The 11,464-nt window shown below is 68.2% G+C and carries 16 protein-coding genes and 1 pseudogene; 9 read left to right on the plus strand and 8 right to left on the minus strand.

Features of this window, described 5'->3' with window-relative positions; genetic code table 11:
* From CFB24_RS08285 to CFB24_RS08295, 5 genes and pseudogenes are all read left to right on the plus strand, one after another.
* A partial coding sequence (locus CFB24_RS08285) for a DUF5131 family protein (RefSeq protein WP_141098390.1) occupies nucleotides 1-344 on the plus strand: 344 nt, incomplete at its 5' end.
* Nucleotides 341-559: a hypothetical protein gene (locus tag CFB24_RS08290; protein ID WP_088520146.1), complete on the plus strand. Its 219-nt coding sequence runs from the start codon at nucleotides 341-343 to the stop codon at nucleotides 557-559. The genes CFB24_RS08285 and CFB24_RS08290, both read left to right, overlap by 4 nt.
* Nucleotides 556-717, plus strand: a complete 162-nt coding sequence (locus CFB24_RS23025) for a hypothetical protein (protein ID WP_158255242.1) — start codon at nucleotides 556-558, stop codon at nucleotides 715-717. Before CFB24_RS08290 ends, CFB24_RS23025 begins: the two co-directional genes overlap by 4 nt.
* Nucleotides 714-881 (plus strand): annotated as a pseudogene (locus CFB24_RS24055) (helix-turn-helix domain-containing protein); the annotation flags it as partial. The gene CFB24_RS23025 and the pseudogene CFB24_RS24055, both read left to right, overlap by 4 nt.
* Nucleotides 882-901: 20 nt before the next feature.
* Nucleotides 902-2,062 carry a tyrosine-type recombinase/integrase gene (locus tag CFB24_RS08295; protein ID WP_088520147.1) on the plus strand — a complete coding sequence of 387 codons (1,161 nt, stop codon included), beginning with the start codon at nucleotides 902-904 and terminating at the stop codon, nucleotides 2,060-2,062.
* 120 nt (nucleotides 2,063-2,182) lie between these two features.
* On the opposite strand, the gene CFB24_RS08300 is transcribed toward CFB24_RS08295, so the two are convergent.
* Both CFB24_RS08300 and CFB24_RS08305 read right to left on the minus strand, forming a co-directional pair.
* Nucleotides 2,183-2,989, minus strand: a complete 807-nt coding sequence (locus tag CFB24_RS08300) for an ABC transporter permease (RefSeq protein ID WP_088520148.1) — start codon at nucleotides 2,987-2,989, stop codon at nucleotides 2,183-2,185.
* Nucleotides 2,986-3,573: an ABC transporter ATP-binding protein gene (locus CFB24_RS08305; protein WP_088520452.1), complete on the minus strand. Its 588-nt coding sequence runs from the start codon at nucleotides 3,571-3,573 to the stop codon at nucleotides 2,986-2,988. The genes CFB24_RS08300 and CFB24_RS08305 overlap by 4 nt, the downstream gene beginning before the upstream one ends.
* 135 nt (nucleotides 3,574-3,708) lie before the next feature.
* On the opposite strand from CFB24_RS08305, the gene nikR reads away from it, so the two are divergent.
* Complete coding sequence (gene nikR, locus CFB24_RS08310) at nucleotides 3,709-4,182, plus strand: nickel-responsive transcriptional regulator NikR (protein ID WP_088520149.1); 474 nt, start codon at nucleotides 3,709-3,711, stop codon at nucleotides 4,180-4,182.
* Here the strand turns inward: nikR and CFB24_RS08315 are convergent.
* Genes CFB24_RS08315 through CFB24_RS08335 form a run of 5 tightly spaced genes read right to left on the minus strand, consistent with a single transcriptional unit; the run spans nucleotide 4,161 to nucleotide 7,702 of the window.
* Complete coding sequence (locus tag CFB24_RS08315) at nucleotides 4,161-4,916, minus strand: energy-coupling factor ABC transporter ATP-binding protein (protein ID WP_088520150.1); 756 nt, start codon at nucleotides 4,914-4,916, stop codon at nucleotides 4,161-4,163. The two genes, nikR and CFB24_RS08315, sit on opposite strands and share 22 nt — an antisense overlap.
* Nucleotides 4,913-5,680 carry a cobalt ECF transporter T component CbiQ gene (cbiQ, locus tag CFB24_RS08320; protein ID WP_088520151.1) on the minus strand — a complete coding sequence of 256 codons (768 nt, stop codon included), beginning with the start codon at nucleotides 5,678-5,680 and terminating at the stop codon, nucleotides 4,913-4,915. The genes CFB24_RS08315 and cbiQ overlap by 4 nt, the downstream gene beginning before the upstream one ends.
* Complete coding sequence (locus CFB24_RS08325) at nucleotides 5,670-6,275, minus strand: cobalamin biosynthesis protein CbiM (RefSeq protein ID WP_088520152.1); 606 nt, start codon at nucleotides 6,273-6,275, stop codon at nucleotides 5,670-5,672. The genes cbiQ and CFB24_RS08325 overlap by 11 nt, the downstream gene beginning before the upstream one ends.
* Nucleotides 6,272-6,892, minus strand: coding sequence for a cobalt transporter CbiM (gene cbiM / locus CFB24_RS08330; RefSeq protein WP_088520153.1), 621 nt, complete (start codon nucleotides 6,890-6,892; stop codon nucleotides 6,272-6,274). Before cbiM ends, CFB24_RS08325 begins: the two co-directional genes overlap by 4 nt.
* Before the next feature lie 9 nt (nucleotides 6,893-6,901).
* On the minus strand, nucleotides 6,902-7,702 hold the full coding sequence (locus tag CFB24_RS08335; RefSeq protein ID WP_088520154.1) for a DUF4198 domain-containing protein: 801 nt from the start codon (nucleotides 7,700-7,702) through the stop codon (nucleotides 6,902-6,904).
* A gap of 180 nt (nucleotides 7,703-7,882) precedes the next feature.
* Between CFB24_RS08335 and CFB24_RS08340 the strand changes: the two genes are divergently transcribed.
* From CFB24_RS08340 to CFB24_RS08350, 3 genes are all read left to right on the plus strand, one after another.
* Nucleotides 7,883-8,893: an SDR family oxidoreductase gene (locus CFB24_RS08340; protein WP_088520155.1), complete on the plus strand. Its 1,011-nt coding sequence runs from the start codon at nucleotides 7,883-7,885 to the stop codon at nucleotides 8,891-8,893.
* Nucleotides 8,894-9,015: 122 nt separating this feature from the next.
* Nucleotides 9,016-9,342, plus strand: coding sequence for a hypothetical protein (locus CFB24_RS08345; RefSeq protein WP_088520156.1), 327 nt, complete (start codon nucleotides 9,016-9,018; stop codon nucleotides 9,340-9,342).
* Between the two features lie 61 nt (nucleotides 9,343-9,403).
* Nucleotides 9,404-9,625, plus strand: a complete 222-nt coding sequence (locus tag CFB24_RS08350) for a hypothetical protein (protein ID WP_088520157.1) — start codon at nucleotides 9,404-9,406, stop codon at nucleotides 9,623-9,625.
* 29 nt (nucleotides 9,626-9,654) lie between these two features.
* Here the strand turns inward: CFB24_RS08350 and CFB24_RS08355 are convergent, their stop codons facing one another.
* On the minus strand, nucleotides 9,655-11,454 hold the full coding sequence (locus tag CFB24_RS08355) for a thiamine pyrophosphate-requiring protein (protein WP_088520158.1): 1,800 nt from the start codon (nucleotides 11,452-11,454) through the stop codon (nucleotides 9,655-9,657).
* Between the last annotated feature and the right edge of the window lie 10 nt (nucleotides 11,455-11,464).

Below are 11,464 nucleotides of genomic sequence, written 5' to 3' on the forward strand. Positions count from 1 at the left end.
GCCCGCTCGATCAGATCATCACCGGCGGCGAGAGCGGCCCCAACGCGCGGCCATCGCATCCCGATTGGTTCCGGTCCCTGCGCGACCAATGCGCCATGTCCGAGACCGCCTATTTTTTCAAGCAATGGGGCGAATGGGCGCCGGGTGAAGCGATCGACGATGACATGCAATCGAAGACTGAAACCGGAGCATGGTTCTTCGGCGGTCAATGGCGCCAACGCCCTGTGACCGTCCGCGAAAGCGAAACCATGACATTTGATGACGAGCCTGACGTCTGGCGCGTCGGCAAGCGCCGCGCGGGCCATCTTCTCGATGGCCGCGAGCACCGGGAGTTCCCGGCATGACGCTCTGTCTCGCCCTCAACGAATCCGCCCACGCGACGCCCGGCTATGTGGTCGCAACGTCGCGCACAGCCACCCCGGCCATTGTCTGGCGTGGCGCCTTTGCCGATCTCCGCCATGCGCGCGGTTATGACACGGTGCATTGCCACCCGCACGACGGCGCGAAGATCCGCGCCGCGCTTGCGGCGAAGCATATCCCGGTGCGCGAGGTCACGTGACGCCGCGCGACCGCCAGGAGGCGGCGCCCAGGCCCAAGTCTTTCGATGATTGGTATCGAAGGAATTTCGAGCGCTGGGGGATGCCTGAGCCCGACGAAGCCGAGCTGCAAAAGCTCTGGGAACTGAACTTACAGGACGAAACGCGAGAACATCAATGAACCAGCTTCTCTCGCTTCAGGAAGCCGCGGAACGGCTCTGTATGTGCGAGCGCAGCCTCCGGGCTTGCGTGGATGCCGGCGAACTCGCTTATATTGATCTTGCTAGGCCGCAGGCCAAAAGGCGCCGCATGGTGTTCGACCCGGCCGACCTTGAAGCCTTCGCGACCGAGCGACGGAGGAAAGCATGTCCGTCTTCAAGCGGAAAAACTCCCCCTATTTCCAATACGATTTCCAGCTTCAAGGTGTTCGATTTCGAGGCTCTACGGGCAAAACGAGCCGCCGAGAAGCGGAATTCGAAGAGCGCGCCCGCAAGGAAGATGCCGCGCGGCAAATAGAGCGCCACCAGACGGCCGATAAGGCGTTCCGGGGCCAGGGCGATCTGACCCTGAGCGCCGCCGTCGCCCGCTACTGGCAGGAAAAAGGCCAGTTTCTCGCAGGCTCGGACACCGTCTGGAAGAACCTGGAACGCATGGTCGACCATTTCGGCGCCGCCACCAATATGGCCGACATCCGCGATGCGGATGTCGCCGCCTGGGTGGCGTTGCGCCGGGGCGAAAAAGCCTGGGGCAAGGATAAAACGGCCCGAATTCAGAATGGCACGGTGAACCGCACCACCGTCGACGCTTTGCGGAAAGTGTTCGGCCACGCGCGCACGGCATGGAAAATCCGCTTCCCGGATGAGCCGACTTGGTCGAACCACCGGCTCAAGGAACGCGAAACCATCGGGGCCGAGGTCAAGCGCGTCGACCAAGTCGCGATCGCCAACAAGATGGGCGACGGCTATCGCGATATGTGGCTGTTCGCCCTCGCCACCGGCCTTCGCCTCGCGGAATGCTTCGTGAGCTGGTCGCAGATCGACATGGGCGGGGCCAAGGCCACGCTAGTCCAAAAAGGCGGCGGCGAGCGGCAAGTGATCCTCGGCCGCGCCGCCATGGCGATCCTCGCCGCCCAGCAGGGCAGGGACGAAACGCACGTCTTTACCTATGTCTGCCGGCGACGAGGCGGCAAGAACGCCAACAAGAAGCTTGTCCTGGGCGGGCGCTACCCGGTGACCTACACGGGGCTGAAAAGCGCCTTCCGGCGTGCGGTCGCGCGCATCGGCCTGAACGTCCGCTTCCACGACGCCCGCCACACGGTTGGCTCCGCCATGACCCGGGTCAAAGGGTTGAAGGCCGCACAGCGCCAGCTAGGCCACGCGCGAATCGAGACCACGGCGAAGTTTTATTCACACGTCCTCGATGACGAGTTGCGCGACGCGCTCGATGCAGCGATTCCCCACATTAGTCCCCACAGCGCCGAGTCAGAAAGAGACAACAAGCTGAAACAAAAGCGGAAAAAGACTTAAGCTCAAGGTCTGGGGGACTAGGGGTCGTGGGTTCGAATCCCGCCACTCCGACCATTCAAAAAGCCGCATCCGCGAGGGTGCGGCTTTTGACGTTTTGGCTCGGCGCCGCCGCGAGCGGCGTCAGTCGCGCCGCTCCGCCGCCAGCCGGTCCAGCCGCAGCCGGTGGCGCGCGTCGGTCAGCCGCGCCGCGCCGGACAGGATGGCGACGATCGCGCCGACGCCGGTGCATCCGGCGATTAAAAACATCACCATCAGCTGATATTTGACGGCCGCGCCGGGTTCGGCGCCGGCGAGGATCTGGCCGGTCATCATGCCCGGCAGGAACACCAGGCCGGTCGCCGCCATCGAATTGATCGTCGGCAGCAGCGCGTTGCGCGCGGCCTGGCGCACCGGCCCCAGCAGGGCGCGGCGGCGGTCGTCCCCCAGCGCCAGCCGCGCCTCGATCCCGGCCTTTTGCGCCGTGACCGCCTGCGTCAGCGTGTTCAGGCCGAGCGCGATGCCGGTCATAGCGTTGCCGAGCACCATGCCGAGCAGCGGGATCGCATAGCGCGGATCGTACCACGCGCCGGGATAGAGCCGCGCGCCGAGCGCGAAAACCAGCGCGACCAGCGCCGACGAGGCGATGCAGGACGCGCCGAGGCCGAACGACCAGCCGCCGGCCAGCGGCCGGTCGATGCGGCTGGCGATCTCGGCGCCGCCGAAGCCGATCATCGCCAGCGCCGCCAGCCCGGTCCACAGCGGCGAGACATGGCTGAACAAAGTGGTGAGGACGAGGCCGATCAGCGCCAGTTGCACGGTCATGCGCAGGGCGGCGACGAGCAGCCGGCGCGCCAGTCCGAGTTCGAGCGCCAGCGACAGGCCGGCATTGATGAGAATCAGCGCCGAGGCGGCGGCCAGCGCGCCGAAGTCCAGTTCGAACGACGTCATGCCCGCGCGTCTCCCTGATCCAGATGCAAGGTCCGGTCGGCGACACGCTCGGCCTGATCGGGGTCATGAGCCACCCACAGCGCGGCGCCGCCGTCGCGACGGAAGGCGGCGACGAGGCCCTCCATCCGGTCGCGCGCCTCGCCGTCGAGGGCCGCCGTCGGCTCGTCCAGCAGCAGGACGCGGGGCTTGCGCGCCAGGGCGCGAATCAACGCGAGGCGCTGGCGTTCGCCGGTCGAAAGGGCCGCAATCGGGCGCGAAACGATGTCCTTTTGCAAGCCGGCCGCTTCCGCCAGCGCGGCCGCGTCGGCGCCGGACGGAAAGTGTTCGGCGGCGGTGTCGGCCCACCATCCCGGCTCCGCCGCCACATAGATCACGCGGCGCCGCCAGTCCGGCGCCGGCATGGCGTCGCGGGAGCGCCCGTCAAGCCGGACCTCGCCCGCATTGGGGTCGAGATCGGCGATGGCGCGCAGCAGCGTGCTTTTGCCGGAGCCGGACGGCCCGCGCACGGCGACGCAGGCGCCCGCATCCAGGTCGAGGCTGACGGGTTTTAGAATGCGGGTGCGAAGATCCGAGATGCTCAACATGCCCTGCGGCGCCGTTCGATCGGTGTTTTTTCCCAAGATAGGGCGGCGGCGGGGCGGCGGCTATGGCCATGCGGGCGCCGCTCTGGCACATTGCCGGGGGCTGTTGGGCGGCCGCTAGCGGCGCGGGGAGGCGGGATGCAGAGAATCACCATCACTCTGGACGACGATCTCGTGGCCGAAATCGACAAATTCCAGCGTGAGAAGGGCTATCAGAACCGCTCGGAAACCTTGCGCGATCTGGCGCGCGCCGGCTTGACCCATCGGGCGTCGCCGGAGCCGGAGGGCGCCTGCGTCGCCGCCCTGGCCTATGTGTTCGACCACGAAACCCGCGCGCTGGCCAAAAGGCTGGCCCATACCCAGCACCACCATCACGATTTGTCGGTGGCGACGCTCCACGTCCATCTCGACCATGATTCGTGTCTGGAGGTGGCGGTGTTGCGCGGCGCCGGCGCCGAAGTGCGCCATTTCGCCGATCATGTCATCGCCGAGCGCGGCGTGCGCCATGGTCAGCTGATGATCATTCCGGTCGAGGTCGCCTCGGAAACCCACGCCCATGGCGGCGAGACGGCGCAGGCGCACGCCCATTCTCACGTGCGCGAGGGCGGCTGATCCTTGTTTTCATGCGCATGAGCGTGGCCTTCGTCCAAGCCGTGGATGTGGACATGCTCATGGCTGTGCGGGTGGCGGTGCAGCGTGGCGGGCGTCAGCAGCCCGTCCCGGAGCAACGCGGCGCGCGTCGCCAGCTTTCCCAGAAACGTGCGGTCGTGGCTGACGAGGACCATGGCGACGTCGAGTGTTTGGAGAATTTCCGTCAGCCGCGCCAGATGGCTTGCGTCGAGCGCGTTGGTCGGCTCGTCGAGCAGCAGCGCGTCGGGCCGCATCGCCAGCACCGCCGCCAGACTCGCCAGACGCTTTTCGCCGCCCGACAGCCGATGGGTGACGCGCCGCGCCAGATGCGCCAGCCCCAGCCGCTCCAGCGTCTCCTCCGCGCGCCGCACGGCGTCGCGCTGGTTTAAACCCAGATTCAGCGGGCCGAAGGCGACATCCTCGATCACCGTGGGCGAGAACAATTGGTCGTCGGGGTCCTGAAACAGGAAGCCGGCGCGGGCGCGGACCGGGCGAAAATCCTTCTCACAGCGACATTCGGCGCCGAAGGCGATCACCCGGCCGCCGCTGGGCTTCTCCAGCCCGACCAACGTGCGCAGCAGCGTGGTCTTGCCGGCGCCGTTGTCGCCCACCAGCGCCAGCCGTTCGCCCGCGAACACCTCTAGGCAGACGTCGCGCAGCACGGCGCGTCCGCCGCGTGAGACGGTGACCGAGTCGAGCCGCAGCAGCGCCGTCATGCCGCGCGGTCCGCCAGCAGCCCGCCCAGCAGCACGCAGCCGAGGCCGGCGAGGAAGACCAGATCGCGGGCGCGAAAACGCTCGTCGGACACCAGCGCGAAGCGGCCGGAAAAGCCCCGGCAGCGCATGGCCTCGTCGACGCGTTCGGCCCGCTCCAGCGCGCGCAGCAGCAATTGCCCGGTGAAATGGCCGAGCGTGCGCCAGCTGTGCGCCGAGGTGGAGGCGCGGAACGCCCGCGCCCGCATCGCGTCGTGCAGCCGGCGCGCCTCCTGCCGCACCAACTCGGTCCAGCGCGCGGCGAACAGCAGGAGGTGCGCCAGTTTTTCGGGGACGCCGAGGCGGGCGAGGGCGTGGCCGAAGCGGCTCGGCTCCAGTCCGGCCAGCAGGGTCAGCACGGCCAACGCCGACAGGTTGACCCGCAGCAGGATCATCACGGCGCGCTCGACGCCGGGGCGCGAAAATTCCAGCGGCCCGAGCGTCGCCCAGGCCGGGCCGGGGACGGTGAGCGGCAGCATTAGCAGCAGGACCAGCAGAAAACCTTCGGCATGGGCCAGACGCGCGAGGATTTCGCCGCCGCGCAGGCCGCAGGCCAGGGCGAAGCCGAGCAGCAGCGGCGCGCCCGCCAGCAGCACCCAGGGCGAGCGGATCGCAACGGCGCACAGCACGATCGCCAGCGCCGCGACGATGCGCGCGCGCGCGTCGAGCCGGTCGAGCCAGGGGCGGGCCTGCGCCTCGTCGCAACAGAACAGCGCCTCAGTCGCCATGGCCGTCGTCCCTGCGTTTTTGGCGCCGCGCGCTGGCCCAGAGGCCGGCGCCGGCGAGGCCGACGATCATGCCGATCCCGCCCATGACATCGTTGAATCGCACGCGGCCTTCCGCCTGATCATAGGCTTCCAGCAGGGGCCGCAACTGGCGCGCCACGGCCCGGTCCACTTGCGCCTCGATCAGCTTGGCCTGCGCCGCCGCATCGGTTGGCGCGCAAGCGGGCGCGGCTTGCGGCGGCGGGGCGGTTTCGACCGGCGGGGAGGGCGCCTCGGCGCCGCCGAGACGATCCGCCGTCACGGCGGCTTCGGCCCAATGGCCGTCGCCGGCGTCGATCGTCACCGAATAATCGGCGGGGGCGGGCGGCTTCCAGCGGAAATCGCCGTGATCATCGGTCTTGCCGCGATAGACCTCGCGGCCGGACTGCTTGACGATGACGTCGGCGCCGGAGGGCCGCCCGCCGCCGATGAAGAAGGCGTAGCCGCCGAGCGCGCCGTCTTCGACCGTTAGGAACAGTTTGAGCCGATGCGCGCTGGCGCTCGTCGTTAGCCCGAGGGTGAGCAGGAGCGCCAGCGGGAGGAGCCGGGGCGCGCTCATGCGGCGGCTTCCTCCGCCAGCCCCAAGGCTTCCGGCTTGACCCGCTTGAGATAGGCGACGACTCCGCCGGTCAGCGCGGCTTCCGCCAGCGCCAGCGGAATATAGGTGAGGGCGATCACGCGCAGGCTCGGGACATAGTCGGCCGAGGACAGCGCCAGGGCGAGCGACACGCAGGCCGCCGTTCCCGCGACGCCCGCCGCCGCCACAGCCGCCCCAAGGGCGCCGACGCGCCAGCCCTGCGCCCGCGCCAGCGCCGGCCGGGCGATCAAAGCGGCGGCGACGCCGGGAAAGGCGATATCGACCAGATCGACGCCCAGCGACGTGATCCCGCCGAAGCCGAACAGCACGGCTTGCAACAGCAGTCCGACGAACACGGCGGGAATGGCCCGCAGCCCGAGAACCAGCCCCATCAGCCCCGACAGCAGCAGATGCACGCTCGACGGCCCGACCGGCACGGCCACCAGCGAGGCGACGAAAAAGGTCGAGGCGAGAATGGCGGTTTTGGGAATCTCCGCCTCGTCCATGCGGCGCAGGCCGAGCGCGACGCCGCCGACGGCCAGGGCCGCGCCGCCCGCCAGCACGGGAAAGGACAGGACGCCGTCGGGGATATGGGCCATGCGCCGCCCCTATTTCGCGGCCGAGGCCGGCGCGGACGTCATGTCCGTCGCCTTGACCCAGAACAGGCCGCCGAGTTCGGTCTTGGCGGGCGATCCGTCCGGCGCCTTGGCCGGGGGGCCGTCGATCAGGGCGGCGAAGCCCCACCAGCCCGCGCGCGGCAGCGCGAAGGCGAACACGCCGTTGGGGTCGGCCTTGATCTTCTGGGTGACGAAGGCGTCGTTGGGCGGCCGCACCGAGCCGTCATTGGCCCATTCCACCTCGATTTCGGCCGAGGACGCGGGCTTGCCGTCGTGGCGGACGAGGCCGCGAAACAGCGAGCCGGTCCACAGCCCGGTGGGGCGGGTCAGCGGCTCGATCTCGACCGGCAGGCCGGCCAGCCTGTCCCAGCCCTCGCCGGAGGCGTAGCCGTCCACCACCACTTTGGCGAAATGGGAGATCCAGGTTTTTTCGGCCGGCTCCCAATAGGGTTGCGGCTCGACGAAGAAAACGGCGGCGCCGGGCTTGTCCAGCCGGGTGGAAAGCGTCCAGGCGGTTTTGCCCTCGACCTTTTTCTCGGCGAGGCCGCTGGTGAGATCGACGGTCTTGCCGTCGATCAGCGCGCCGACGCTTCTCGGCCTCGCCATTTCCATGGTCGGGCCGCGCTCCATCGGATGGGTGAAGACCAGATCGAGCGTCACCGCCCCGCCTTCGGGCAGCACATCGGCCGAGGGGAGGATTTCCTGAAAATGCGCCAGGGCCGGCGCGGGCGCCGTCAGGAGCGACGCCGCGCCCACAAGGAGCGAGGCGAGGGGAAGACACGGAAGGCGCATGGCGAGGCTCCGGCGAGACCGTGGGCAGATAAGCACATTTTATAAAATAGTCATACCCGTGTTTTCGTTTGCGCATCGACAATATGCGCCGGACTCTTCGCGCGCGGCCATGCCGGGACGGCGAGCGGAACGCGGTCTTCGCGGCGGCGTTTCCTTCCGGAAGCTGAGGAGGGCGGACCGATGGGGCGTGTCGTGATCATCACCGGCGGCTCGGCCGGCGTGGGGCGCGCCGCCGCCGAGCGCTTCGCCCGCGCGGGCGACCGGATCGGCCTGATCGCGCGCGACGCGGCGGCGTTGGAGGACACGCGTCACGACCTGTTGCGGATCGGCGCGGAGGCGGCGGCGTGCGAGAGCGCCGACGTCGCCGACGCCGAGGCGTTGTTCGGCGCCGCCGAACGGCTGGAGCGCGCGCTCGGGCCGGTGGACATCTGGGTGAACGACGCGATGGAGACCGTGTTCGCCCGCGTCGTCGACATCAGCCCGGCGGAGCTGCGCCGCGTGCTGGAGGTGTGCTTTCTCGGCTACGCCCATGGGACGCAGGCCGCGCTCCGGTCGATGCGCGGGCGAGAGGAGGGGCGCGGGCGCGGGCGGATCGTGCAGGTCGGCTCGGCGCTGGCCTATCGCGGCATCCCGCTGCAGGCCGCCTATTGCGCGGCGAAACACGCCATTCGCGGTTTCACCAGCGCGTTGCGGACCGAGTTGATCGCCGAGGGATCGGGGATCACGGTCGTGACGGTCGAACTGCCCGCCGTCAACACGCCGCAATTCGACTGGGCGCGCATTCACATTCCCTTCGCGCCGCGCCCTGCGGGGCGGCCGGTCCGGCCCGACGTGGCGGCGGAGGCGGTCTTCCGCGCCGCCGGCGGCGACGCCCGCGAAATCTGGCTGGGACTCCCGACTTTTCTGGCCATTCTCGGCGAGGCCGTCGCGCCCGGGCTGCTCGACCGCTATCTGGGTCGGGTCGCGCTGACCGGGCAAATGTCGGCGACGCGGGCGAAACCGGACCGCGCCGACAATCTCGACCGGCCGATCACCGATCTGCACCGCGTGTCCGGGCGCTTCGTCGGCGAGGCCGCCGACTGGGCGCCGGCGATCTCCGGCGATCTGGCGCGCGCGGGGGCCGCCGCCCTCGCCGCCCTCGCTTGTTTTGCGGCGGGCGCGGCCTTCGTCCGCTGGCGCGCCGGGCGCTGATCGGGCCGCGCGCGCGGCCTCCCCAGCCTTCGTAAACAAGCTTGGGTAGTCGCCACAGCTTGACCTATAGTCATGCGTCAATACCATTGGCCCAGACGAATCAACAACTAAGGTCGGGTCATTTGGTTTGGAAACCGCTGTCCAACGAGAGCTGGAGACAGTTCGAATATGTCCGCGTCGTCACGGCGGCGGGCGCTGTGACGACGATCAGCGTCGCGCTGCTCGACGACATGATTTCCGGTAATGCGCGCATTGCGGAATTGCTCGGCGACCGGACCTATTGGGCCGAAATCGCCGCCCATTCCAACAGCCGCCGCGACGCGCATACGCCGAACCGGCTCAGCAAGCGGGAAATTTTCGACCTTTACGGTCGGCTGTTGAGCCTCGACAAGCGCCTCAGGGAGACCGAGAAGTTTGCGGAGGAAACCTCCTCCAGCTGGCAACAATGATTTAACGCATTGCCGCGGAAGGATTTCATTCTATCGTTCGCAAAAAAGGGGAGAGTGAACGATGGCGAACTCACCGCCAGAGCAAAACTGGAAGATCGACGCCAGCGAACACGAACGTCAGGGCTTCGCCACCTGCACCGACAAAGGGGTGATCGTGTGGCGCGGCTCGCTGACCGAACTCGCTGACGGCGCCATGCCCGACTTCGACGTGATCTATTGCCATGACAAGGATGTCGATCGCGTCTGGCAGGCGGTGGCGAAAGGCCAGCTCGAACGCCGTTAGCGCGCGCCGCGTGCGCATCAGGCGGCGCGCTATTTGTCGCGCGGCAAAACGCCGCTGAGAACCTGACGGGCGGTTTCGCGCAGGATTCCGCCTTCGCGATCGTCGCCTTTCGTCAGCATGGACATGAACTTGCGCGCCTGATCGAGCGTGAAGTGCGGCGGCAGCGGCGGCACGTCCGGGTCCGTCTTGATTTCCAGCACGACCGGAACGGACGCGGCCAGCGCCTCGTCCCAGGCCGGCCCGACCTGTTCGGGGTCGTCAACGTAAAAACCCTTGAAGCCGATCAGCTCGCCGAACTTGTGGTAGGGCACGTTGGGGATTTGTTGCGACGCCACGAATTTGGGATCGCCCTCCATCACGCGCTGCTCCCAGGTGACCTGATTGAGATCCTCGTTGTTGAACACGCAGACGATCCACTGCCTGTTCGTCCATTCGCGCCAGTATTTCGCCACCGTGATCAGTTCGGCCATATTGTTCATCTGCATCGCGCCATCGCCCACCAGCGCGATCACCGGGCGGTCGGGATGGGCGAATTTCGCGGCGATGGCGTAGGGAACGGCCGCGCCCATCGAGGCCAGCCCGCCCGACAGCGACGCGCTCATGCCGCGCCGCATCTTCAGATCGCGCGCGTACCAGTTGGCGCAGGAGCCGGAATCGCTGGTGATGATCGCGCGGTCCGGCAGGCGGGGCGACAGCTCCCATGTGACGCGCTGCGGATTGACCGGGTTGGCCTTTTGCCCCGCGCGGTTTTCCAGCGTCTTCCAGCTTTCGCGCACATGGCTTTCGACGGTTTGCCGCCAGGAGCGGTCGGATTTTTCCTGCAGCAGCGGCAGCAGCGCTTTCAGCGTCTCCCGGGCGTCGCCGACGAGGTTGACCTCCATTGGATAGCGGATCGACAGCATGTTCGGTTGCAGATCAATCTGCACGCCTCTCGCGCGGCCCTCCTTCGGCAGGAATTCGGAATAGGGGAAGCCCGAGCCGACCATCAGCAGCGTGTCGCATTCCGCCATCATGCGGGAACTGGCGGGCGTGCCGAGCAGGCCGATCGCGCCGGTCACCCACGGCAGGTCGTCGGGCAGCGCCGCCTTGCCGAGCAGCGCCTTGGCGCAGCCGGCGCCGAGCTTTTCCGCGATGGCGATGACCTCGTCGGTGGCGTTGAGCGCGCCGGCGCCGATCAGCATCGCGACCTTCTTGCCTGCGTTCAGCACGTCGGCGGCGCGGCGCAGATCCTGCTCGAACGGTACGATTTTGGGCGCGCTATAGCCGACGCCTGAGAGCACTGCGCCATGTTTGCGCGGCGGATCGGCGTAGGGCAGGTCCTGAAGGTCGTTGGGGAAGATCAGCGCCGACACGCAGCGCCCGCCCAGGGAGGTGCGGACGGCGCGGTCGATCAGGTGGCGCACCTGCGGCGGCGCGCTGGCGGTTTCGACATAGCTCGCCACGTCTTTGAACAGCGATTGCAGGTCAAGTTCCTGCTGGTAATGCGCGCCAAGCGCCGTGCGCGCCTGCTGGCCGGCCAGCGCCAGCACCGGCTGGTGGTCGAGCTTGGCGTCGTAAAGACCGGTGAGCAGATGGGTTGCGCCCGGTCCCGACGTGGCGATGCAGACGCCGAGCTCCCCGGTGAATTTGGCGTAGGCGCTCGCCATGAACGCCGCCATTTCCTCATGGCGCGCCTGGATGAATTGGATCGAACCGTCGCCGCCCTTTTCTTGCGCGCGGCGCAGCGCGCCGAACACGCCGTTGATGCCGTCGCCGGGATAGCCGAAGATTTTTTTCACGCCCCAGGCCCGCAGGCGCGCCACGATGAAATCGCCGACGGTCATGCTCATCGCCTCGTCC

Origin of the sequence: Rhodoblastus acidophilus (assembly GCF_900187365.1) — a bacterium.
Lineage (GTDB): Bacteria > Pseudomonadota > Alphaproteobacteria > Rhizobiales > Beijerinckiaceae > Rhodoblastus > Rhodoblastus acidophilus.